Origin of the sequence: Ottowia beijingensis (genome assembly GCF_042680925.1) — a bacterium.
In the GTDB taxonomy this organism is placed as follows: Bacteria; Pseudomonadota; Gammaproteobacteria; order Burkholderiales; family Burkholderiaceae_C; genus Ottowia; species Ottowia beijingensis.
In genome coordinates, this window is the sequence record NZ_JBHUEP010000007.1 from 447495 (window position 1) to 469757 (window position 22263).

The following is a 22263-nucleotide window of genomic DNA, read 5'->3' on the forward strand; positions in this document are numbered from 1 at the left end:
TTCTCTGTCAGGCGGTGGCTTCTTCATGCTGGTGCGCGGCGCGGTGTTCGCCATGCCGCGCGCCGTTGGCGGCCTGCTTGAACGGCTCGTGGCCGACGCGGCGCAGCGTGTCGATGAAGCGCTCGGCGGCGCTGCTGCGCAGCGCGCGGTAGGTGTCCAGAATGGCCTCGACCACGCCCGGCACCTCGGCGGCGCTGAACGACGGCCCGACCACCTTGCCCGGCGTGGCGGGGCCGGACAACGCCGAGCCATCGCTGCCGCCCAGCGTGACCTGGTACCACTCCTTGCCGTCCTTGTCGACGCCCAGGATGCCGATGTGGCCGCTGTGGTGGTGCCCGCAGCTGTTGATGCAGCCGCTGATGTGCAGGTCGATGGGCCCCAGGTCGGTCACCTCGTCGATGTCCTGGTACAGCTCGGTCAGCGCGGCGGCGATGGGGATGGCGCGCGCATTGGCCAGCGAGCAGAAATCGCCGCCGGGGCAGGCGATCAGGTCGGTCAGCAGGCCGATGTTGGGCTGCACCAGGCCGAGCGCCTTGGCGGCTTCGTACAGCGCGGGCAGGTCGCCCGAATGCACCCAGGGCAGCAGCAGGTTCTGCTCGTGCGTCAGGCGCGCCTCGCCGGCGCTGAACTGCTCGGCCAGATCGGCCAGCGCATCCAGCGTGTCGGCATCGGCATCGCCCGGCGCCCAGCCGGGGCGCTTGAACGACAGCGTGACCACCGACAGCCCGGCGATGCGGTGCGTGCGCACGTTCTGCGTCAGCCAGCGCTGGAAGGGCCTGGCGGTGATGCTGACCTCGGACGGCAGGTTGGCACGGCGCAACTCGGGTTGCACGAAGCTGGCCTGCACGCGCACCAGCTCGGCGGGCGTGATGGTGTGCGGCGCGCCGTCCTGTTCGACGATGGCGCGGTATTCAGCCTCCACTTCGTCGATGAAGCGCTGGCCTTCGGCCTTCACCAGGATCTTGATGCGCGCCTTCCACTTGTTGTCGCGCCGGCCATAGCGGTTGTAGACGCGCACCACGGCCTCGATGTAGTTGAGCAACTGGTCCCACGGCAAGAAGTCGCGCACCACCGGGGCGATGACCGGCGTGCGCCCCATGCCGCCGCCCACCTTGACGGTGAAGCCGACCTCGCCCGCGTCGTTGGTCAGCGCCTGCAGGCCGATGTCGTACCAGCCGGTGGCGGCGCGGTCTTCGGCGGCGCCGTTGAAGGCGATCTTGAACTTGCGCGGCAAAAACGCGAACTCGGGGTGCAGCGTGCTCCACTGGCGCAGGATTTCGGCGAAGGGGCGCGTGTCGACGATCTCGTCGGGCGCGATGCCGGCCAGCGCCTCGCAGGTGATGTTGCGTATGGCGTTGCCGCTGGTCTGGATGCCGTGCATGTGCACGCTGGCCAGCAGGTCCATCACGTCGGCGGCGCGGTCCAGCGGAATCCAGTTGAACTGCACGTTGGTGCGCGTGGTGAAGTGGCCGTAGCCGTAGCGCAGCGGCGGCGCGGCGAGCGTCAGGCCGGGTTGCGAGGCCTGCAGTGCGTCCTGCGTCTGCTGCGCGTGGGCCAGCAGGTCGGCGTCGGGCCGGTCGTACTCGCGCGCGATGCGGGCCAGCATGCGCAACTGCGTGCTGCTGATCTCGCCATAGGGCACGGCGATGCGGGCCATGGGCGCGTAGCGCTGGATGTACCAGCCGTTCTGCAGACGCAGCGGCAGCAGTTGCTCGTCGGTGAGTTCGCCGCGCTGCCAGCGCTCCAACTGATCGCGGAACTGCTGGGCGCGCAGGGTGACGAACTGGCGGTCGAAATCGGTGTATTGGTACATCGTGGCGGTGCCTTGAATCAGCGCGCAATGTACCGACGGCTTATGCCAAAACAAACCAATACTTAGTTGTTGATATATGCCGGATTGGCATAAGCAAGCGCGCGCCCTGGGCTGACGCGCTTGTCAGGCGCTGGCCCACAGGGCGTGGGCGGGGCGCGGCCTAAGGTGGCAGGGCTTTTTCGCAACCCAGGCCCGAGCCGGGCCGCATTCACCCAGGAGCCATCCCATGAGCGTCGCCAAAGTCATTGAAATTTCGTCCTCCAGCACCAAGAGCTTCGAGGACGCCATCCTCACCGGCGTCAGCCGCGCCGCCGACACCATCGACCAGGTCAAGGGCGCCTGGATCAAGGAGCAGAAGGTCGTCATTTCGGGCGGCAAGATCACCGAATACCGCGTGAACATGAACGTGACCTTCGTGGTCGGCGCGGTGGACAAGTAATTCCAATTCCACTTCAAAACGTCCATCACCGTCATCCCGGCGAAGGCCGGGAGCCATGCCCTCGGCGCGCGCGTCGTCTGGATTCCGGCTTGCGCCGGAATGACGAAGTCGAAGCCTCCGTCGATCTGAGAAGAGAACAAGCGGCGCGAACGCGCACGCTGCAGCCGGCCACAGGGCCGGCGTTTTCGTCGGCGCTGTGGGCGCAGCCGAAGATCATGGCGAGGCAGGGGGGGCCTTCAGAATTTTTTCAAGGTCGAATAAAGGCTCCAGCGCCCTGTCAACGGGCGCCAGCAGCTCATTTATTCATACTGTCATTCGTTGCCAATAGGCTATCGCCTGATTGAGGCGCGCAGGCGGCCTGCAAGGCCCCGCATGGCTGCGCCAGGGCGGCGCTGCGCGCTACCGATGCGAGAGCAGATCAGCCAGCGCCCGCGCCACCACCTTGGTGGCGCGGCGCAGGTCGTCGAGGCTCAGGCGCTCGTCGGCGCGCTTGGCGTGGCTTTCCAGCACGGTGCGCGGGCCGGCGCCGTAGATCACGCCGGGGATGCCGCGCGCCACGTACAGGCGCACGTCGGTGTACAGCGGCGTGCCCACGGCGGGCGGCTTCTCGCCGAACACCGCCTCACCGTGCTTCTGAATCGCCTCGACCAGCGGCGCGTTGCCGGGCAGCGGCGTCATCGCCTGGGCCAGCAGCAGGCGGCGCACGCCCACGCGGATGCCGGCCTGCCCGCGCGGCGGCGCGTAGCTGGCCGCGGCGCGGGCGATGGTGTCGCGGATCGACTGCTCGACCTGCGCCGCGTCTTCTTCGGGGATCATGCGGCGGTCGAGTTTGAACACCACCTTGCCGGGCACGACGTTGGTGTTGGTGCCGCCCTCGATGCGCCCGATGTTGAGGTAGGGGTGGGTGATGCCGGCGACCTTCGAGGCCACTTTCTTGTAATCGGCATTCAGCGCATACAGCGCGTTCATGAGGTGCACCGCGCCCTGCAGCGCGTCGCAGCCCGAATCGGGAATCGCGGCGTGGCTCATCTCGCCTTCCACCGTCACCTCCAGCTGCAGGCAGCCGTTGTGCGCCACCACCACCTCGTGGCTGAAGCCGGCGGCGACCATCAGGTCGGGCTTTGTCAAACCCTGCGCCAGCAGCCAGCCGGGGCCCAGTTCGCCGCCGAACTCCTCGTCGTAGGTGAAATGCAGTTCCACGGCGCCGCGCGTGGGTTTCGCCACCGCCTCCAGCGCGCGCACGGCGAAGCTGAAGGTGGCGAAGTCGCTCTTGCTGACGGCCGTGGCGCGGCCGAACATCTGGCCGTCCACGATCTCGCCGCCATACGGGTCGTGCGTCCAGCCCTCGCCGGGGGGCACCACGTCGCCGTGCGCGTTCAGCGCGATGGTGCGGCCGCCATCGCCGTAGCGGCGGCGCACGATCAGGTTGGTGATGCTCTGCATGCCGCAGGCCTGCACCTCGGCGGCGGGCACGGCGTGCCGCTCGGCGGTGTAGCCGAAGGCCTGCAGCAGCTCGGCGGTCTTCTCGGCGTGCGGCGCGTTGTCGCCCGGCGGCGTGTCGGTGGGCACGCGCACCAGTTGCTGCAGAAAGGCGACCTGTTCGTCGAAGTGCTGGTCGATCCAGGCGTCGAGGGCGGTGTAGGGGGGCTGGTTCATGACTTTTGGGTTTTGGGTAGGCTGCAGTAGTACGCAGAGGACGCAGAGGTTTCGCAGAGGACGCAAAAGAAAGCCGAAAAAAATGGCTTCTTCTGCGCCTTCTGCGAAACCTCTGCGTCCTCTGCGTATGGGTGTTGGGGCGGCTCAAACCCCGGCCAACTCGGCCGCCAGGTCATCCAGCAGCCGCTGCATGGCGCGCACGGCCAGTTCCATGTCGTCGGCGGTGGTCGATTCGAGCGGGTTGTGGCTGATGCCGCCGTTCTCGCCGCGCACGAACAGCATGGCCTGCGGCATGATCCGGTGCAGCATCATGGCGTCGTGCCCCGCGCCGCTGGGCAGGCGGAACACGGGCAGGCCGAGCGATGCCACCGCGCGCTCCCAGCGCTGCTGCCAGGCCGGGTCGCTGGGCGCGGCGTCGGCGCGCATGGTTTCCTCCAGCGTGCAGGCCACGCCACGGCGTGTGCCGATCTGTTGCGCCCGCTCCAGCACATCGGCCACCAGCGCGTCGCGTTGCGCGTCGTTGGGTGCGCGCAGGTCCAGGCTGAAGGCGCAGCGGCCGGGCACCACGTTGATGGATCCACCCGGCACATTCATCAGGCCCATGGTGGCGACCGAGTCGCCGTCTTTCGCAGCGCGTTCTTCCAGGTACAGCGCCAGCTCGGCCGCGGCGCAGGCGGCGTCGCGGCGGCGGTCCATGGGCGTGGTGCCGGCGTGGCTGGCCTGGCCGACGAACTCGCCCACGAAGCGCAGGCTGCCATTGATGGAGGTGACCACGCCCAGCGGCAGGTTCAGCGCGTTCAGAACCGGGCCTTGCTCAATGTGGACTTCGATGAAGCCCAGGTAATCGGCCGCATCGCGCTTGAGCTTGGGGATGTCGTCGATGGCCAGGCCCGCCTGCTGCATGGCCTGCCGCATGCTGATGCCATCCGCATCCTGCTGGTCGAGCCAGGTTGCGTCGAACGCGCCGATCAGCGCGCCCGAGGCCAGGAAGGCGGCCTTGAAGCGCTGGCCTTCCTCTTCGGCGAAGGCCACCACCTCGATGCCGAACGGCAGGCGCCGCCCTGCACCGTGCAGCGCCTGCACGCAGGCAATGGGCACGAAGATGCCCTGCCGCCCGTCGTACTTGCCGCCATTGCGCACGGTGTCGTAGTGGCTGCCGGTGAGCAGGGTCTTGGCGTTCTTCGCCGACGGGTCGGCGTGATAGCGGCCGACCACGTTGCCCACGGCGTCGGTGTGCACGGCGTCGAAGCCCGCGGCGCGCATCACCTCGCTGATCTGCGCGGCGCAGGCGCGGTGCGCGTCGGTCAGGTAGGTCACGGTGAGCTGGCCGTGCTCGGCAAAGCCCGGGTCGCTGTGCCGGGCCAGCGCCTCGTGCCAGTCCCAGACCTGGTTGCCCAGCACCGGCTCGGCGCCGAACCTGTCGGCCAGGCGAATCTCGGCGATGCGGTGGATATGGCGCAGCGCCTCGGCGCGTTCGACCTCGGGGTGGTTGCCCAGGCGCCGCGCGAAGGTGTCGATGATCTGCGCCTTGGTCAAACCCGTGCCGCGCGGCCCGCGCACGGCCAGGATGAAGGGAAAGCCGAAGCGCGCGTTGTAGTCGGCGTTCAGCTGCTGGATGCGCGCGAACTCCTCGGGCGTGCAGTCGGTGAGGCCGGCCTGGCCTTGCTCGTGGGTCGATTCGGCCGTGAGCGTATGCGCGACCATGGCCTTGCCCGCCAGCTCGGGGTGGGCGCGGATCAGCGCGAGTTGCTGCTCGGCCGTGCCGCGCGCCAGCGCCTGCGCCATCGCGTGCTTCAGGTGCGCAAGAGATTGAAAGGGCCGTTCCTTCAAGGCTTCGGCCGCGATCCAAGGCGTGTGCTCGTACAGGCCGTCGAGCATGCGCGCCGCTTCTTCGGGCGAGGCGGCATTGAGTTGGTCGAGGGTGATGGGCATGCTCATTCCTGATGCGGATGTTCGGCGATCCAGTGCCGCGCGATGTCGATGCGGCGGCACACCCACACGTCGGGGTGGCGCGCCACGTGGTCCATGAAGCGCTGCAGCGCCGCGATGCGCCCCGGCCGCCCGAGCAGGCGGCAGTGCATGCCGATGCTCATCATCTTGGGCCGGTCGAGCCCGCGCGGGTCGCCCTCGGCGTACAGCGCGTCGAAGCTGTCGCGCAGGTACTGGAAGAAGGGCTCGGCGTGGCTGAAGCCCTGCGGCAGCGCAAAGCGCATGTCGTTGCAGTCCAGCGTGTAGGGCACCACCAGGTGCGGCACCACGGCGCCGTCGGTGCGGCGCACCTTCATCCAGAACGGCAGGTCGTCGCCGTAATAATCGCTGTCGTACAGCAGCCGGCCGTCGTCCACCACCAGGCGGCGCGTGTTGGGGCTGTCGCGGCCGGTGTACCAGCCCAGCGGCCTTTCGCCGCTCAGCCGCTCGATGGTGTCCAGCGCCTCGGCCAGGTGGGCGCGCTCGGTGGCCTCATCGACGTCCTGGTAATGGATCCACTTCAGCCCGTGGCAGGCGATCTCGTCGCCGCGCTGCTGGAACACGCGCGCCAGCTCGGGGTAGCGGGCGAGGGCGCTGGCGACGCCGAACACCGTCAGCGGCCAGCCGCGCGCGTCGAACTCGCGCAGGATGCGCCACACGCCGGCGCGCGAGCCGTATTCGTAAATGCCCTCCATCGACAGGTGGCGATCGGGATAGGCGGCGGGGTTGAACATCTCCGACAGGAACTGCTCGCTCGCCGCGTCGCCATGCAGCACGCAGTTCTCGCCACCTTCCTCGTAGTTCAGCACGAACTGCACGGCGATGCGCGCGCCACCCGGCCAGCGCGCGTGCGGCACGTCGCGGCCGTAGCCGCGCAGGTCGCGCGGGTAGGGTGCGGTGCTGTCGTAGATCGAGGGTTTCATGCTATTTTTGGAGGAGCTGCTTGCACTTGACAGACGGGCGCTGAAGCCGGTTTTTATTGGTAACCTTCATGGCGTGCCTTGAACAGCTCGCCCGCATGTGCGACCCCATGATAGGTGCATCCACGCCGAATCCCTACACTGCGGCCATCGTGGATTTCAGGAGCCGACGATGGGCCTCAGCACACATGTTCTCGACACCATGCACGGCACGCCCGCCGCGGCGATGCAGGTGGCGCTGTACGCCACGCACGGCGATGCGGCCACGCTGCTCAAGCGCGTCACCCTGAACGCCGACGGCCGCAACCCCGATGGCCCGCTGCTGGACGACGCCAGCCTGAAGGCCGGCACCTACCGCCTCGCCTTCGAGGTGGCAGCGTACTTCCGCGCCCGGGGCGTGCAGTTGCCCGAGCCGCCGTTCCTGAACGAGGTGCACCTCGACTTCGGCATCGCGCACGGAGGCCAGCACTACCACGTGCCGCTGCTGGTCAGCCCGTGGAGCTATTCGACCTACCGCGGGTCGTAGGCAGGCCGCGGCTTCAACCTATTGATCATTCCGTAATACATGACACGCTGCCGGCCCTCACCCCAGCCCTCTCCCAGAGGGAGAGGGGGCTTTCTTTGGCGCGGCACGCGTTGTCATGCTTTTAGAAAACGTCAATGGGTTCAATCCTGGCCCTCGGTCAGCGTGTCGAGCTGCCACTTGCCGCTCTTGTGCCACAGCCAGGTGTCGGTGTAGGTCAGACCGCCGATCAGCTTGGGCGGCGGAAACGGATCGGCCGCGCGCACCAGGCGCTCGATGGCGCGCATCACCTCCGGCACATGGTTCGGCGCGCGCATCCAGTTGATGGTGCCCACCCGCCCCTGCCCGTCGATCTGCACCTGCAGCACGCCCACGGCGTACAGCAGCGGCGGCATGCGGCCTTTGTAGATGCTGCCCAGGTTCAGGCTGTAGAGGTGGCGCGCGGCATCCTGGCGGTAGGCGCGCGCCGTGGCGGCGTCCGAAGCGTCGGGCACCGGCACCGGCCGTGCCGACGCCTGGCCGGCGGCCGGGCGCACGCGGCGGCGCGGCTTGACGGGGCTGGGCCTGGCCTTGCCTGCGGCTGGCTTGGCAGCGGCGGGGCGTTGGTTGCCCGTGGCCTGTGCGCTGGCCGGGCCGCAGGCCAGCGCGCCCGCGCACAGCAGCAGTGCCGCCATGCCGTGCCACGTGCTCGGCCGCAGGCCGGCGCCTGATCGATTGGTGCTGTGCATCGACATCCTCTGGGCCCGGGTGCCGGCGCCGTGGGCATACTGTCAGCAGCGCCTTCGCCCTTGTCAATCGGAAAACCGCTGTCGCCGTGCGCGAGCTTCACACCCTGCTGCAACGTCTGCCCGCCGCACCCGCCGTGCTGGTGACGGTGGCGCGCGCCGCAGGCTCGGTGCCGCGCGAGGTGGGGGCGTGGATGGCCGTGTTCGGCGACGCCATCGTCGGCACCATTGGCGGCGGCCAGCTCGAGCACCAGGCGATCGCGCGGGCGCGCGCGCTGCTGCAGGGGCAGGGTGATGGCGACGGTGCTCTGCACCGCTACCCGCTGGGCCCCAGCCTGGGCCAGTGCTGCGGCGGGGTGGTGCACCTGCGCTTCGAGCGGCTGGATGCTTCGAAAACAGAAGCTGTCCGCGCCCGTTTGGCAACGCCTGCACGCCCTTTGTCCCTGTTCGGCGGCGGCCACGTGGGGCGCGCCATCGTGCAACTGGTGGGCGATCTGCCGTTCGATCTGCATTGGATCGACAGCCGCGACGAGGTGTTTCCGCCCGAGCTGCCGCCCAACGTGCGCTGCGAGCATTCCGACCCGGTGCAACGCGCCGTGGCCGACCTGGCGCCGGGCAGCCAGGTGCTGGTGATGAGCTTCAGCCACGCGGAAGACCTGGAGATCGTGGCCGCCTGCCTGCGGCGCCAGCGCGAGCGGGGCGACTTGCCCTTCATCGGCCTGATCGGCAGCCGCAGCAAGTGGGCGAGCTTTGGGCACCGGCTGCAGGCGCGCGGCTTTTCGGCGGCCGAGCTGGAGCGCGTGACCTGCCCCATCGGCCTGCCCGGCATCCGCGGCAAGCAGCCCGCCGTGGTGGCGCTGGCGGTGGTGGCGCAGCTGCTGCAAGCAGGCGTTGGCGACGGCGCAGAAGCCTGAAACAGGCGATAGCCATTTGGCGCCAAACGGCAGTCCTGAAAAAGAAGCTGCTTGCGCCCGATGGGCGGGCGCCAAAGGCTGTTTTTGTTATCTAAAAAATCTGGCAAGTCCCCCCCTGTCAGGGCCTGCCCTGGCATCATCCTAGAAACGGCAGTTGACCGCTTGTCATCCTTGGGTAACCCGCATGAACACTGACTTTCACGGCTTCGATCACGCTCACCTGTTGGGTGAGCGCGCTATGCACCCGATCGCACCGTGCTGGCCGCGCCATGCGGCGTTGTTCGTCGTTGCAGGCAGTAGCGAAGCGGCGTCCTCTGCCTTGCAGGGCGCGCGCCGGCCAGAGTCCGGCGCCGCTCGTGCCGTCCAGACGTGCGCAGGCACGTCTGGAGCCGCGGCACTCGCCCTTGGCACTCGCCCTTGCCTGGCACGCCCATCACGGCACGCTCGGGCGCATCCAACTGCCGTTTCTAGGATCATTCCGTCATCAAGGCCGCGCAGCGGCGAGGTCATCGAGCGCGGCGCGGTCATGAAAAAGGGCGCCCCGCGGGGCGCCCTGTGCATGCCAGCCGCGCAGGCCGGCGGCTTCAGCCCTGCTGCGGGCGCTTGCCGGGGTTCTTCTTGTTGCGCGTGTGCACGCCGCGCTCCTGGCTGCCCTTCTGGCCGGCGCCCTGCTTGATGCGGGGCGCGCCGGGCAGTTGCGGGGTGGCCTTGCGCATGGCTTCGGTAACGATCTTGTTGCCCATGGTGAATGTCCTTGTGATGAAGTGGTGGGTGCCGTGCCGGCGGAAAACCCGCTATTTTCGCCGATTTGGCACGCCCGCGGGCAGACCGGCGTTCAAACCGCCGGCCCGGGCGTGCCAAACGCGGCAGAAAACCGACGCCGGCGCACGGCCAGGCCGCCGGCGCGTACACTTTGCGGCGATCGCAGCGGTGCCCAGGGGGCCGCAGACGCCGGCCTCAAGCGCGATCACCTTGCACGGCTTGCAGCGCCCGCGGTGGCGAGCCGCATGAAGGATGCATTGCGCATGGACGCTTATCTGCTGGACTGGGCCAACCTGCTGCTGCGCTGGCTGCACGTGATCGTGGCGATCGCCTGGATCGGCTCGTCGTTCTACTTCGTTTTTCTCGACAGCAACCTGCTGGCGCCCACCGCCGACGACCTGAAGGCCAAGGGCGTGGACGGCGCCATGTGGGCGGTGCACGGCGGCGGCTTCTACAACCCGCAGAAGTACCTGGTGGCGCCCAAGGGCGGCATCGACAGCAAGCTGCACTGGTTCTACTGGGAGAGCTACAGCACCTGGCTGTCGGGCTTCGCGCTGTTCGCCGTGCTGTACCTGTGGAACGCCAGTGCCTTCCTGGTCGACCGGCAGGTGCTGGACTGGTCGCCCGTGGCGGCGGGCTTCACCGCCGTGGGTTTTCTGGTGGCGTTCTGGTTCATCTACGACGCCATCTGCCGCGTGTTCGGCTTCCGGCCCCATGGCGAGCGCATCGTGGCGGCGCTGCTCATCGTGGTGGTGGCGTTCGCGTCGTGGCTGGCGTGCCATCTGTTCGCGGGGCGCGCGGCGTTCCTGATCGTGGGCGCCATGCTGGCCACGGCCATGAGCGCCAACGTGTTCTTCTGGATCATCCCCGGCCAGCGCAAGGTGGTGGCGGCCATGACCAGCGGCCAGCCCTATGACGCCGGCGCGCTGGCCATCCACGGCCAGCGCGGCAAGCAGCGCAGCGTGCACAACACCTACTTCACGCTGCCGGTGCTGATCGCCATGCTCAGCAACCACTACGGCTTTCTCACCAGCCACCCCCGACGCTGGCTGGTGCTGTGCCTGCTGATGGCGGCGGGCGCGCTGATCCGCCAGTTCTTCGTGCAGCGCCACGGCTGGCACCACGGCCGTGCGCGCCACCCGTGGCCGTTTGCGGCCGCCGGCGTGCTGGTGCTGCTGGGCCTGATCGCCTGGATGAAACCCGCGCCCGTGCCCGCCAGTGCCGCGCTGCCGGCCAGCGTGGGCTATGCGCAGATCGCGCCGGTGCTGGCCGAGCGCTGCGTGTCGTGTCACGGCGAGGCGGTGCAGATGAAGAACCTGCGCCTCGATTCGCAGGCGCAGGTGGAGCAGCACGCGCAACTGATCTACCAGCAGGTGGTGGTCAGCCGCATCATGCCGCTGTCGAACGGGACGCACATGACGGATGCCGAGCGCGCGCTGGTGGCGCGCTGGTTCGAGGGCCGGGGCCGCGCCCCATAAAAAAAAGCCGGCAACGCCGGCTTTTTTGACCCATGGTGCGCTGCAGTCAGGTGGTGGCGGCATCGGCGCCCAGCGGCACCGTGCGGTCCTGGCGATGCTCGCGCACGCCCTCGGGTGCCGGCAGCGCCAGCGGCGAGGCCAATGCCACGCGCACGCAGTCGCGGATGTGCTGCTCGCCCAGGTACTGCAGCGCCGCATAGCCCAGCGCGCCCGACACCAGTTGCCCGGCAATCGGTACGTACTTGGCTGCCTGCGCGGTTGTCAGCCGCATGCCCAGCAGGCGCGCGGCGCGCAGCACCAGCCCGCGGGTCACCAGCCGCCCGATCAGCACCGAGCCGACCATGGCGATGGCCTTCTGCACGCGCTCTTTCTCGCGTGCGTCCAGCTTGGCGATCTGCTGCGGCGTCAGGCCGAACTCGGCGTTGATCTTGGGCAGCAGCTGCGCCAGCATGGCGGCATCGGCCGCCCAATCGAGACCAGGCAACGGCACCATGCCGGCCACACCGGCCACCAGGGCGCGCTTGCGCAGCATCTGGCGGCTGCGCTGCACGGCCTGCTCCAGCCGCGTGTGGCCACGCGCCAGTTCCATTGCGTTGGGTGACTTTGCCTTGGCCATGGTGCAGCCGGTTCTTCCGTGGTGAAAGGAGGTCAGCGCTTCTTGGTGACCATGCCGAAGATCAGCAGCACGATGATCGCGCCGACGATCGAGCCGATCCAGCCCACCGGGCCGGCCATGCCCAGGGCGTTGGCACCGAACTGCCCCACGATGGCACCCACGATGCCCAGGATGGTGGTCATGATCAGGCCCATGCTCTGGTTGCCCGGCATGATGGCGCGCGCAATCAGGCCCACGATGAAGCCGACGATGATGGTGACGATGATGCCCATGAAAGTGCCCCTTCCCGAGGTTGTTGTGACAGCGGGCACTTTAACCCCGGAAACCGGCCCGCCGGATGACGGCGGCGCAATTTGCGGCTTTGGCCTACAGGTCGTGGCGCAGGCCGTGGCTCAGGCCGGCGTGGCGGTTTGCTCGATGGCTTCGATCTCGCCCGACAGGCGCAGCCATTCGTCCTCCAGCGCGGCCAGCTCGTCCCCCACGGCCTTCAGGCGGCGGCCGGCGTCGGCAATCTCGGCCGGGGGCAGGGGTGTGGCCAGGCGCTGCTCCAGCGCGGTCTGCTCGGCGCCCAGTGTTTGCATGCGCTGCTCGGCCTTTTCCAGCGCGCGCTTGAGCGGGCGCGTCTTCTCGGCCAGCTGCTGGCGGCGCTGGGCGTCCAGCCGGCGCTGCTCGGCGGGGTTGAGTGTGGGTTGAGAGGCCTTCGGGGCTTCAGCGCTTGTGAATTCTGTGCTGACAGCTATGGAGTCAGGAGTATTCTGGGCCGCCGCCAGCTCGCGCAGCCGCTTGGCCTCGTCCAGCAAATAGCGCTGGTAGTCGTCCAGATCGCCCTCGAACGGCGCCACGCCGCCGCGCGCCACCAGCCAGAACTCGTCGCACACGCTGCGCAGCAAAGCGCGGTCGTGGCTGACCAGCATCACGGTGCCCTCGAACTCGTTCAGCGCCACCGCCAGTGCCTCGCGCGTGGCCAGGTCCAGGTGGTTGGTGGGTTCGTCCAGCAGCAGCAGGTTGGGCCGCTGCCACACGATCATGGCCAGCACCAGGCGCGCCTTCTCGCCGCCGCTGAACTGGCCCACCGGCTGCAGCACCATCTCGCCAGGGAAGTTGAAGGTGCCGAGGAAGTTGCGCAGTTGCTGCTCGCGGGCTTCCTCAGTGTTGTCACGCCCGGTCTCGCGCGCCAGCCGCACCATGTGCTCCAGCGGCGTGCTGCCAGCGTGCAGCACGTCCAGCTCCTGCTGCGCGAAATAGCCGATCGCCAGGCCCTTGCCCTCGGTGATCTGCCCGCCCAGCAGCGGCAGCGTGCGTGCCACCGTCTTCACGAAAGTCGATTTGCCCTGGCCGTTGGCGCCCAGGATGCCGATGCGCTGGCCTGCCATCACGGTGCGCGTCACGCCGCGCAGGATCACGCGGTCGCCCGGTTGCGGCTCGGGCGGCAGCTCGCCGCGTGCTGCCAGCTGCGCGTGCAGCGTGGCAGTGGTGGCGTAGTCGCTCAGCTCGGGTTTCAAGCCAAATTGGCCTGCAGCGCCCGTCTGCTGGGCGCCCGCAGCTTCTGTTTTTGTAGCTTTCTCGGCGCGGTAACCGAACACCGCATCGCGCACGGCCAGCATCGGGTTGGGCAGGTTGGCCGGCTCCTTGAACTCGAACTGGAATTCGGCATCGGCCAGCACCGGCGCGATGCGTTCCATGCGCTCCAGCGCCTTCACGCGGCTTTGCGCCTGCTTGGCCTTGGTCGCCTTGGCCTTGAAGCGGTCGATGAACTTCTGCAGGTGGGCGATCTTCTCCTGCTGCTTGGCATAGGCCGCCTGCTGCAGCGTGAGCTGCTGCGCGCGCAACTCCTCGAAGGCGCTGTAGTTGCCGCCGTAGCGCGTCAGCTTCTGGTGCTCGATGTGCAGGGTGACGCGCGTCACCGCATCCAGAAACTCGCGGTCGTGGCTGATCACGATCAGCGTGCCGGCGTAGCGCTGCAGCCAGCCTTCCAGCCACACCAGCGCGTCCAGGTCCAGGTGGTTGGTGGGTTCATCCAGCAGCAGCAGATCGCTGGGGGCCATCAGCGCGCGCGCCAGCTGCAGGCGCATGCGCCAGCCGCCCGAGAAGCTGTTCACCGGCTTTTGCAACTCATCCACCTTGAAGCCCAGCCCCAGGATCAGCGCCTCGGCGCGCGAGCGCGCATCGTGCGCGCCGGCGTCGTGCAAGTCGCCGTGTGCGTGCGCGATGGCGATGCCGTCGCCCGATTGCTCTGCTTTCGAGAGCTGCTCGCGCAGGTGCACCAAGCGCTCATCGCCCGAAAGCACGAATTCGGCCGCCGGCTCGGCGGTCTCCGGCATGTGCTGCGCCACCTGCGCGATGCGCCAGGCGGCAGGCATGGCGAAGTCGCCGCCGTCCTCGTGCAGCGTGCCGTTGAACAGCGCGAACAGCGTCGACTTGCCCGCGCCATTGCGCCCCACCAGCGCGGCTTTCTCGCCGGGGTGGATGGTGACGCTGGCGCCGTCGAGCAGCACCTTGGCGCCACGGCGGAGGGTGAGGTTCTGAAGCTGAATCATGGTCGCGAATCGAACGCGCCGGCGCGGGGCGTCAATGCATCAGACCGGTGGCCACGTCGCCATTCATCCACCTTCATGCCGTGGCCAGACGCTCCAGCACGCGCCGATAGATGTTGGTCAGCGGCTCGATGTCGGCCAGCGCGATGTGTTCGTCGATCTTGTGGATGCTGGCGTTGGGGGGGCCGAGTTCGATGACCTGGGGGCAGATCTGGGCGATGAAGCGGCCATCGCTGGTGCCGCCGGTGGTGGAGAGTTCGGTCTCGAGGCCCGTCTCGGCGCGGATGGCGGACTGCACGGCGGTGACGAGGTCGCCCGGCTCGGTGAGGAAGGGCAGGCCTCCCAGGGTCCAAGCCAGGTCGTAGTCGACGCCGTGCTTCTTCAGCACGGCTTCGAGCCGCGACTGCAGCGATTCGGGCGTCGATTCGGTGCAGAAGCGGAAGTTGAAATCGACCACCAGTTGCCCCGGGATGATGTTGCTGGCACCGGTGCCGCCGTGGATGTTGCTGATCTGCCAGCTGGTGGGCGGGAAGAAGGCGTTGCCTTCGTCCCAGCGGATGGCGACCAGCTCGGCCAGCGCGGGGGCAAGGTCGTGGATGGGGTTGCGCGCCAGGTGCGGGTAGGCGATGTGGCCCTGGATGCCGTGCACGGTGAGCCTGCCCGACAGCGTGCCGCGGCGGCCGTTCTTGATCATGTCGCCGGTGCGCTGCACGGCGGTGGGTTCGCCGACGATGCACCAGTCGAGCTTTTCGCCACGCGCCTTGAGCTGTTCGCAGACCACGACGGTGCCATCCACCGCGGGGCCTTCCTCGTCGCTGGTGAGCAGCAGGGCGATGTTCAGTGGCGCATCGGGTCGGGCGGCCAGGAACTGCTCGACCGCCACCACGAAGGCGGCGATGGAGGTCTTCATGTCGCTGGCGCCGCGGCCGTAGAGCTTGCCGTCGCGTTCGGTGGGGGTGAAGGGGTCGCTCGTCCACTGCGCCAGCGGGCCGGTGGGGACGACGTCGGTGTGGCCCGCGAAAACTACTGTCTTGATAGCTGCCTGCGCTTGTCCATCAAGCGCTGCGGGCCTTTTTGACCATAAATTTCGGACGCGGAAGTCGGCCGGCCCGCTGTCGATGATGTCGTTGGCGAAGCCCAGCGGCGCCAGCCGCGCGGCGATCAGGTCGATGCAGCCGGCGTCCTGCGGGGTGACGGAGGGGCGGGCGATCAGGGCTTCGGCCAGCTGGCGCGTGGCGGACATGGGCGGCCTCAGGCGTCGCCGATGCGCGAGTCGGCAAAGCTGCCGAGCTTGGAGTCCTGGAAGCCCGAATCGCGGAACCCCGAGGGGCGGAAGCCCGAGTTGCGGAAGCCGGTCTGCCCGAAGCCCGTCTTGCCGAAGCCGGTGGTGCCGTAGCCGCTGGGGCGCACGTCCAGCGTGATGTCGGTGAACGAGGGCTCGTCGCTCGGGCGTTCCTCTTCCTGCGGCTTGTTGGCGTTGAAGCGGGCGCTGTCGTTCTGCAGGCGCCACATCAGGTTGGTGGGCGAGTCGGCGTTGGCCAGGCCTTCCTTGCGGTCGATCTTGCCCTCGATGATGAGGCGCGCCAGGTCCTGCTCGAAGGTCTGCGAGCCTTCGGCCATGGAGTTGTCCATGGCCTCCTTCACGCCCGAGAAGTCGCTCTTCTCGATCAGGTCGGCGATCAGCTTGGTGTTCAGCATCACCTCGACGGCCGGCGTGCGCCCGCCGTCCACGGTGCGGATCAGGCGCTGCGACACCACCGACTTGAGCGCCGCCGCCAAGTCGCCCAGCAGGGTGGGGCGCACCTCGACGGGGTAGAACGACAGCACGCGGTTCAGCGCCTGGTAGCTGTTGTTGGCGTGCAGCGTGGCCAGGCACAGGTGCCCCGACTGGGCGTAGGCGATGGCGGCGCTCATGGTCTCGCGGTCGCGGATCTCGCCGATCAGGATCACGTCGGGCGCCTGGCGCAGCGCGTTCTTCAGGCCGGTCTGCAGGGCCTGGGTGTCGGTGCCCACCTCGCGCTGGTTGACCAGCGACTTGCGGTTGGTGAAGACGAATTCGATCGGGTCCTCGATGGTCAGGATGTGGCCGGCCGCGTTCTTGTTGCGGTGGTCCAGCATCGAGGCCAACGTGGTCGACTTGCCGGCGCCGGTGGCGCCCACCATCAGGATCAGGCCGCGCTTTTCCATCACCAGGTGCTTCAGGATGTTGGGCAGGTGCAGCGAATCCAGCTCGGGGATGTCGGGGCTGATGAAGCGGATGACCGCCGCGTAGGTGCCGCGCTGGCGCATGGCCGAGAGGCGGAAGTTGCCCACGCCGTACATGGGGATGGCCATGTTCAGCTCGCCGGTTTCCTTCAGCTCCTCGATGCGGTTGGGCGGCACCACGTCGATCAGCAGGTTCATCACCGCCTCGGGCGGCAGCACCTGCGCGTTGATGGGCACGCACTGGCCGTTGATCTTGATGGTGGCCGGCGCGTGCGCCGACAGGTACACGTCCGAGGCCTTCTTCTCGGCCATCAGGTGCAGGATGCGTTCCATCATCGAGGTCGGTGCGGGTACAGACGTGGCCATGGCGGTAAGATGGTTTGCTATGATTAATGAAGCTGTCGGCGCTTGGTGGGCGCCGTCATCCGGGTGGTTCGATCTGAAGGCCTCAGGGGCGCAGCAGATCGTTGATGCTGGTCTTGGAGCGCGTCTGCGCATCCACCGTCTTGACGATGACGGCGCAGTACAGGCTGTAGGGCTGGCCGTTGGCGGCGGTCTTGGGCAGGCCGCCGCTGATGACCACGCTGCCGCTGGGCACGCGGCCGTAACTGATCTCGCCCGTCTCGCGGTTGAAGATCGGCGTGCTCTGGCCGATGTACACGCCCATGCCCAGCACCGAGTTCTCTTCGACGATCACGCCCTCGACCACTTCGGAGCGCGCGCCGATGAAGCAGTTGTCCTCGATGATGGTCGGGTTGGCCTGCAGCGGCTCCAGCACTCCCCCTAAGCCCACGCCGCCCGACAGGTGCACGTGCTTGCCCACCTGGGCGCAGCTGCCCACGGTGGCCCAAGTGTCGACCATGGTGCCCTCGTCGACATAGGCGCCGATGTTGACGTAGCTGGGCATCAGCACCGCGCCCTTGCCGATGTAGCTGCCGCGGCGCGCCACGGCCGGCGGCACCACGCGCACGCCGGATTCGCGCAGGCCGCAGCCCTCGGCGTCGCTGAACTTGGTGGGCACCTTGTCGAAGAAGCCCAGGTCGCCGGCGCGAATGACGTCGTTGTCCTTCAGGCGGAAGGACAGCAGCACCGCCTTCTTGACCCACTGGTTCACCGTCCACTGGCCCACGCCCTGGCGCGTGGCCACGCGCACGCGGCCGGCGTTCAGGTCGCGGATGACGTGCTCGACGGCTTCGACCACCTCCTTGGGCGCGGCGGCGGGGGAGAACTCGGCGCGCTGCTCCCAGGCGCTGTCGATGATTTGCTGCAGTTGCTGGCTCATGGGTCAGGGGGTATGGGATTGGATGAATTGCACGATGCGTTGGGCGGCCTCGACACATTCGGCCGTCTCGGCCACCAGGGCCATGCGCACGCGGCCCTGGCCGGGGTTGGCGCCGCCCGCATCGCGCGCCAGGTAACTGCCGGGCAGAACCGTCACATTGTATTGAGCGAGCAGTGCGCGGGCGAAGTCGGTATCGCTACTTTTCCACGCATCGGGCACCCCGGCCCACAGGTAGAAGGCGGCGTCGGGCAGCTTCACGTCCATCACGGGTTCGAGCAGCGGCGTGACGGCGGCGAACTTCTCGCGGTACTGGCGGCGGTTGTCCTGCACGTGCGCCTCGTCGCCCCAGGCGGCGATGCTGGCCGTCTGCACCGCGCCGCTCATGGCGCTGCCGTGGTAGGTGCGGTAGAGCAGGAAGGCCTTCAGGATGTCGGCGTCGCCCGCCACGAAGCCCGAGCGCATGCCCGGCACGTTGCTGCGCTTGGACAGGCTGGTGAGCATGACCAGGCGCTTGAAGTCCGAACGGCCGAGTTGCGCCGCCGCCTCCAGCCCGCCCAGCGGCGGCTCGCCCTGGAAGTAGATCTCGCTGTAGCACTCGTCCGAGGCGATGACGAAGCTGTGCCGGTCGCTCAGCTCGAACAGCAGCTTCCACTCCTGCAGCGGCATCACGGCGCCCGTGGGGTTGCCGGGCGAGCAGACGTAGACCAGTTGCGTGCGTGCCCATACGGCATCCGGCACCAGGTCCCAGCGCGGCGCGAAGTTGCGCGCCGGGTCGCTGGCCACGTAATGCGGCTGCGCGCCGGCCAGCAGCGTGGCGCCTTCGTAGATTTGATAGAACGGGTTGGGGCAGACCACGGTGGCGCCCGGTTGCGTCGGGTCCACCACCGTCTGCGCCAGGGCAAACAGTGCCTCGCGCGAGCCCAGCACGGGCAGCACCTGCGTCGCGGGATCGACCTGCACGCCGTAGCGCCGCTGCAGCCAGCCGGCGCAGGCTTCGCGCAAGGCGGGCGAGCCGGCGGTGGGCGGGTAGCCGGCCAGGCCGGTGGCCAGGTCGCCGGCCAGCGCGTCCTGAATGAACTGCGGGGTCGCATGCCGCGGCTCGCCTATCCCCAGGCTGATGGGGCGGTAGGCCGGGTTGGGCGTGACGCCCGCGAACAGCTGGCGCAGCCGCTCGAAGGGGTAGGGCTGCAGGCGCGAGAGCAGGGGGTTCATGGGCGCCGATTATCTGCGTCGCGGGTGCCCGCCACCGCGGCGCGGCGGCGGCCTGTCATCCCGGTGTCACGTGTCGAAACAAGGCGTATCCGCCTGTGCGCTATGCTGAAATTCATCTCTGGCGACGAATTTCGATACCTTGAACAGTCCTTCTCTCGACCCCGCTTCGTGGCCCGGCGAAGCCACGCCGTTGCAGCGCAACGCCGCCCCCCACACCGCGCCCGCCACCAGCCACGCCCCGCGCTGGCGCGTGGACGAGGTGGACTGGTCGCGCATCGACCAGCGCCGCATCGCTGGTCATGAAGAGCTGTTCTACCTGCTGGTCAGCGCATCGTTCATCGAATCCGGCTCCGACCTGTACACCAGCAACCTGGCGGCGCACTACGCCGACCACCCCGAGGTGGCCGCCTGGCTGCAGGCACAGTGGGAGCACGAGGAACTGCAGCACGGCCGCGCCTTCGAGCTGTACGTGAAGGCTGCCTGGCCCGACTTTCCCTGGCAGACGGCGTTCGAGGGTTTCATCGCCGAATACGGCCCCCTGTGCAGCATGGACGAGCTGGAGCCCAACCGCGCGCTGGAGCTGGCCGCGCGCTGCGTGGTCGAGATGGGCACCACCACCTATTACCAGACGCTGCGGTCTTTAAGCACCGAGCCGCTGCTGACCGAGCTGCTCGGCCACATCCGCGCCGACGAGGTGAACCACTACAAGCACTTCCTGGCCTATTTCAAGCTGCTGAACGCCCAGCGCCCGGCCGGCCGCGCGCGCGTGGCCCGCGTGCTGTACAAGCGCCTGCTGGAGCTGCGCGAGAGCGACTCCGACGTCGCGCTGCGCCACGTGTGGGCGCACAAGGGCGGCATGTTCCCGCAGGGCGCGCAAAGCTTCGAGGACATCAGCCAGCGCGTGTACCGGCTGGTCAGCAGCCGTCTGCCGGCCGATCAGGCGGTGCGCATGCTGCTCAAGCCCCTGCAGCTGCCGCGCCGTCTGGAGCAATGGCTGCAGTCGCCGCTGGAGCGCCTGGCCCGGCGCGTGATCGCGACGTAGCGGTCAGCGCAGATACTCCCCAGCATGCTGCCCGCCAGCGCTTGCCAGTCAAGCGCTGGGCATATGTACTCCCAAGGAGTATTGACAAAATTGACTTTGAGCAGGCCGCGCAGGATGCGTCACTGGCCTGAGCAGGGCTCAAAGTCGGGGAGATTCAGGGTGGGCATTCGAGATGCTATCAAATAATGATTGCAACATGCAGATGAGTTGCCTAGAATTGCAATCATGAACAGCAAGCATAAAAAGACCTTGGAGGCCGTGTTCAGCAAGCCGACACCATCGGCGCTTGAATGGGCGCGCATCGAGGCACTGCTGCTGGCTGTGGGGTGCGTGGTGGTGGAGGGCCGGGGGTCGCGCGTGCGGTTTGTGCACGGCCAGCATGTCAGCGCCTTTCACCGCCCCCACCCGGCCAAAGAGGCCAAGCCGTACCAGGTAGAAGAAGCCAGGGCGTTTCTGGCGTTGATAGGAGTCCAACCATGAGCAGCACCATGACTCACAAGGGCCAGACGGCCCGCATCGAATTCGATGACCGCGACAACATCCTCGTTGGGCGGCTGGTCGGCATCACCGACGTCGTTTCGTTTCATGCGGAATCGGTGGCCGAGCTGCGCGCCGCATTCGAGGAAGCCGTGGACGACTATCTGGAGACCTGCGCCAGAATTGGCAAAGCGCCCCAGCAGCCTGCCAGCGGAAAGATGATGCTGCGGGTTGCGCCCGAGGTGCACAGCGCCGCCCTGATGGCGGCGCAGGCGGCGGGCGTCAGCCTCAACCAGTGGGCGGCCCGTGTGCTCGGCGAGGCCGCGCGCGCTTAACCCCGCCGCCCCTCATTCTGTAGGAGCGGCCTTGGCCGCGATGAAGCGCATCGCGCACCGGCCACCCCCATCGCGGCCAAGGCCGCTCCCACACAGCTGCTCAAACGCCCGGCCGCCCGGGCCGCAGCCTGGCCATCTGCTGCCGCGCCACCGGGTGCCCCAGCGCCGCTGCCCGGGCGATCCACATGAGGGCGAGGTTGTCTTTCTGCTCCTGCGTGTGTAGACTCCCCCCCCCCCCCCGAAGCCGCATAGTGGGCAATGCCCAGCCACTGCATGGCGTCGGCGTGGCCTTGCGCTGCGGCCTCGTTCAGCCAGTACAGCGCGGCCTTCTCGGCACCTGCCACATAAAACAGCGCCCCCATGTCCGCCTGCGCATCGGCCACGCCGGCGTCGGCCTGCAGCAGCACCGGCAGGTCGCCTGCGCTCAGCGGCACCTCGGCCAGCGGCAGCACGTCGGCCAGCACCAGCAGCGCGCGGCCGCGCGCGTCCTTGCCGCCCTTGCCGATGCGCCCGTCCGTCACCCGCCGCCACAGCGTGCTGCGGCTGATGCCCGTGATGGCCACCGCCGCGTCCAAGCTGATCATGTCCATGCCGATTTCCTTTGTGCTTCGGCCCGATTCTAGGCGTGTGAGAAACAACCGGTGACATGGCGCCCGCCATGCCGTGACACGCAATTTGCCGTGTCACGCCGGGGCTGGAACGGTCGTGCCTGAATCAATCGGCGACGCCTCTGCCAAATACCGCACGAAAACCGGCCCCGCGGCTCCTGGCATGCCGACTGCAGAACTGAAGCCGACTGGTAACCGCCAGTTTCATTCAAGTTCACAGGAGCCTTTCAAATGAAATCCACCGCACTGCGCCGCGCCCAGGCCGGCTTCACCCTGATCGAACTGATGATCGTCGTGGCGATCATCGGTATTCTGGCGGCCGTGGCGCTGCCGGCGTATCAGGATTACACCGCCAAATCCCAAATCGCGGCAGGTTTGGCGGAAATCACGCCCGGTAAGGTCAATGTGGAAAGCAAAATCACTGATGGTCTTGCTGCAGCGATTGCTCTTCCTGCTGACGTTGGTCTCCAGGCTACGACCAATCGCTGCACTATTACTGCAGCCGTCGCAACGAATGGTGAGAGCACTCTGGAGTGCACACTGAAAGGCGCTTCATTGATTGCCGGCAAAAAAGTGACTTGGGCGCGTACCGCAGACAACGCTACCACCGGGGTTTCCGGTACATGGACATGCACTACTACTGCGGCGGCCAAACTGTCGCCGAAGGATTGCCAGCCGGCCACGCCCTAATTTCAAAACCGATGGAAATAAGGGAAAACAGGGTCAGATCACGATTTTCCCTCAATGATCGAAG

Annotated in this window: 22 protein-coding genes; 8 read left to right on the top strand and 14 right to left on the bottom strand. The window is 67.9% G+C overall.

The window, feature by feature from the left end:
• Positions 1 to 7: 7 nt before the first annotated feature.
• Entirely contained in the window at positions 8 to 1813 is a 1806-nt protein-coding gene (locus ACFSCU_RS11475) for a nitrite/sulfite reductase (protein WP_180551302.1), read from the bottom strand.
• Between the two features lie 226 nt (positions 1814 to 2039).
• Here ACFSCU_RS11475 and ACFSCU_RS11480 point away from each other — a divergent pair, with 226 nt between their 5' ends.
• Positions 2040 to 2252 carry a dodecin family protein gene (locus tag ACFSCU_RS11480; RefSeq protein ID WP_180551303.1) on the top strand — a complete coding sequence of 71 codons (213 nt, stop codon included), beginning with the start codon at positions 2040 to 2042 and terminating at the stop codon, positions 2250 to 2252.
• 399 nt (positions 2253 to 2651) lie between these two features.
• Here the strand turns inward: ACFSCU_RS11480 and ACFSCU_RS11485 are convergent, their stop codons facing one another.
• The 3 genes from ACFSCU_RS11485 to puuE all read right to left on the bottom strand — a co-directional run bounded on the left by ACFSCU_RS11485 (position 2652) and on the right by puuE (position 6799).
• The gene (locus tag ACFSCU_RS11485; protein WP_377560729.1) at positions 2652 to 3908 is read right to left on the bottom strand and encodes a M20 family metallopeptidase; all 1257 of its coding nucleotides are present in this window, start codon (positions 3906 to 3908) and stop codon (positions 2652 to 2654) included.
• A 144-nt stretch (positions 3909 to 4052) separates the two neighbouring features.
• A complete protein-coding gene (uraD, locus tag ACFSCU_RS11490) occupies positions 4053 to 5840 on the bottom strand; it encodes a 2-oxo-4-hydroxy-4-carboxy-5-ureidoimidazoline decarboxylase (RefSeq protein WP_377560731.1) in 1788 nt (595 codons plus the stop codon).
• Between the two features lie 2 nt (positions 5841 to 5842).
• Positions 5843 to 6799 (bottom strand): allantoinase PuuE, encoded by a 957-nt coding sequence (gene puuE / locus ACFSCU_RS11495; protein WP_180551304.1) that lies wholly within the window; start codon positions 6797 to 6799, stop codon positions 5843 to 5845.
• Between the two features lie 169 nt (positions 6800 to 6968).
• On the opposite strand from puuE, the gene uraH reads away from it, so the two are divergent.
• Positions 6969 to 7322 carry a hydroxyisourate hydrolase gene (gene uraH, locus ACFSCU_RS11500; protein ID WP_180551305.1) on the top strand — a complete coding sequence of 118 codons (354 nt, stop codon included), beginning with the start codon at positions 6969 to 6971 and terminating at the stop codon, positions 7320 to 7322.
• Positions 7323 to 7462: 140 nt separating this feature from the next.
• Here uraH and ACFSCU_RS11505 read toward each other — a convergent pair whose 3' ends face one another.
• Positions 7463 to 8047: a hypothetical protein gene (locus ACFSCU_RS11505; protein WP_180551306.1), complete on the bottom strand. Its 585-nt coding sequence runs from the start codon at positions 8045 to 8047 to the stop codon at positions 7463 to 7465.
• A gap of 86 nt (positions 8048 to 8133) precedes the next feature.
• Between ACFSCU_RS11505 and xdhC the strand changes: the two genes are divergently transcribed.
• On the top strand, positions 8134 to 8958 hold the full coding sequence (gene xdhC, locus ACFSCU_RS11510) for a xanthine dehydrogenase accessory protein XdhC (protein WP_333705967.1): 825 nt from the start codon (positions 8134 to 8136) through the stop codon (positions 8956 to 8958).
• Between the two features lie 584 nt (positions 8959 to 9542).
• Here the strand turns inward: xdhC and ACFSCU_RS11515 are convergent.
• A complete protein-coding gene (locus tag ACFSCU_RS11515) occupies positions 9543 to 9701 on the bottom strand; it encodes a hypothetical protein (RefSeq protein WP_180551307.1) in 159 nt (52 codons plus the stop codon).
• A 282-nt stretch (positions 9702 to 9983) separates the two neighbouring features.
• Between ACFSCU_RS11515 and ACFSCU_RS11520 the strand changes: the two genes are divergently transcribed.
• Positions 9984 to 11198, top strand: coding sequence for a urate hydroxylase PuuD (locus ACFSCU_RS11520; protein WP_377560733.1), 1215 nt, complete (start codon positions 9984 to 9986; stop codon positions 11196 to 11198).
• A 46-nt stretch (positions 11199 to 11244) separates the two neighbouring features.
• On the opposite strand, the gene ACFSCU_RS11525 is transcribed toward ACFSCU_RS11520, so the two are convergent.
• The 7 genes from ACFSCU_RS11525 to dapC all read right to left on the bottom strand — a co-directional run bounded on the left by ACFSCU_RS11525 (position 11245) and on the right by dapC (position 19047).
• The gene (locus ACFSCU_RS11525) at positions 11245 to 11814 is read right to left on the bottom strand and encodes a hypothetical protein (protein ID WP_180551308.1); all 570 of its coding nucleotides are present in this window, start codon (positions 11812 to 11814) and stop codon (positions 11245 to 11247) included.
• 32 nt (positions 11815 to 11846) lie between these two features.
• On the bottom strand, positions 11847 to 12086 hold the full coding sequence (locus tag ACFSCU_RS11530; RefSeq protein WP_180551309.1) for a GlsB/YeaQ/YmgE family stress response membrane protein: 240 nt from the start codon (positions 12084 to 12086) through the stop codon (positions 11847 to 11849).
• A 120-nt stretch (positions 12087 to 12206) separates the two neighbouring features.
• A complete protein-coding gene (locus ACFSCU_RS11535; RefSeq protein WP_377560735.1) occupies positions 12207 to 14351 on the bottom strand; it encodes an ABC-F family ATP-binding cassette domain-containing protein in 2145 nt (714 codons plus the stop codon).
• A gap of 73 nt (positions 14352 to 14424) precedes the next feature.
• Positions 14425 to 15591 (bottom strand): succinyl-diaminopimelate desuccinylase, encoded by a 1167-nt coding sequence (gene dapE, locus ACFSCU_RS11540; RefSeq protein ID WP_377560737.1) that lies wholly within the window; start codon positions 15589 to 15591, stop codon positions 14425 to 14427.
• 8 nt (positions 15592 to 15599) lie between these two features.
• Positions 15600 to 16919 carry a PilT/PilU family type 4a pilus ATPase gene (locus ACFSCU_RS11545; RefSeq protein WP_257645866.1) on the bottom strand — a complete coding sequence of 440 codons (1320 nt, stop codon included), beginning with the start codon at positions 16917 to 16919 and terminating at the stop codon, positions 15600 to 15602.
• 82 nt (positions 16920 to 17001) lie between these two features.
• Positions 17002 to 17835 carry a 2,3,4,5-tetrahydropyridine-2,6-dicarboxylate N-succinyltransferase gene (gene dapD / locus ACFSCU_RS11550; RefSeq protein WP_333705972.1) on the bottom strand — a complete coding sequence of 278 codons (834 nt, stop codon included), beginning with the start codon at positions 17833 to 17835 and terminating at the stop codon, positions 17002 to 17004.
• Positions 17836 to 17838: 3 nt separating this feature from the next.
• Complete coding sequence (gene dapC, locus ACFSCU_RS11555; protein WP_377560738.1) at positions 17839 to 19047, bottom strand: succinyldiaminopimelate transaminase; 1209 nt, start codon at positions 19045 to 19047, stop codon at positions 17839 to 17841.
• 139 nt (positions 19048 to 19186) lie between these two features.
• On the opposite strand from dapC, the gene ACFSCU_RS11560 reads away from it, so the two are divergent.
• The 3 genes from ACFSCU_RS11560 to ACFSCU_RS11570 all read left to right on the top strand — a co-directional run bounded on the left by ACFSCU_RS11560 (position 19187) and on the right by ACFSCU_RS11570 (position 20901).
• Positions 19187 to 20089: a ferritin-like domain-containing protein gene (locus tag ACFSCU_RS11560; protein ID WP_377560739.1), complete on the top strand. Its 903-nt coding sequence runs from the start codon at positions 19187 to 19189 to the stop codon at positions 20087 to 20089.
• Positions 20090 to 20314: 225 nt separating this feature from the next.
• Positions 20315 to 20569, top strand: a complete 255-nt coding sequence (locus tag ACFSCU_RS11565; protein ID WP_180551311.1) for a type II toxin-antitoxin system HicA family toxin — start codon at positions 20315 to 20317, stop codon at positions 20567 to 20569.
• Complete coding sequence (locus ACFSCU_RS11570) at positions 20566 to 20901, top strand: type II toxin-antitoxin system HicB family antitoxin (RefSeq protein WP_180551312.1); 336 nt, start codon at positions 20566 to 20568, stop codon at positions 20899 to 20901. Before ACFSCU_RS11565 ends, ACFSCU_RS11570 begins: the two co-directional genes overlap by 4 nt.
• Here the strand turns inward: ACFSCU_RS11570 and ACFSCU_RS11575 are convergent.
• Entirely contained in the window at positions 20898 to 21491 is a 594-nt protein-coding gene (locus ACFSCU_RS11575; RefSeq protein WP_377560740.1) for a hypothetical protein, read from the bottom strand. The two genes, ACFSCU_RS11570 and ACFSCU_RS11575, sit on opposite strands and share 4 nt — an antisense overlap.
• Positions 21492 to 21740: 249 nt before the next feature.
• On the opposite strand from ACFSCU_RS11575, the gene ACFSCU_RS11580 reads away from it, so the two are divergent.
• Entirely contained in the window at positions 21741 to 22199 is a 459-nt protein-coding gene (locus tag ACFSCU_RS11580; protein ID WP_180551314.1) for a pilin, read from the top strand.
• The last annotated feature ends 64 nt before the right edge of the window (positions 22200 to 22263 follow it).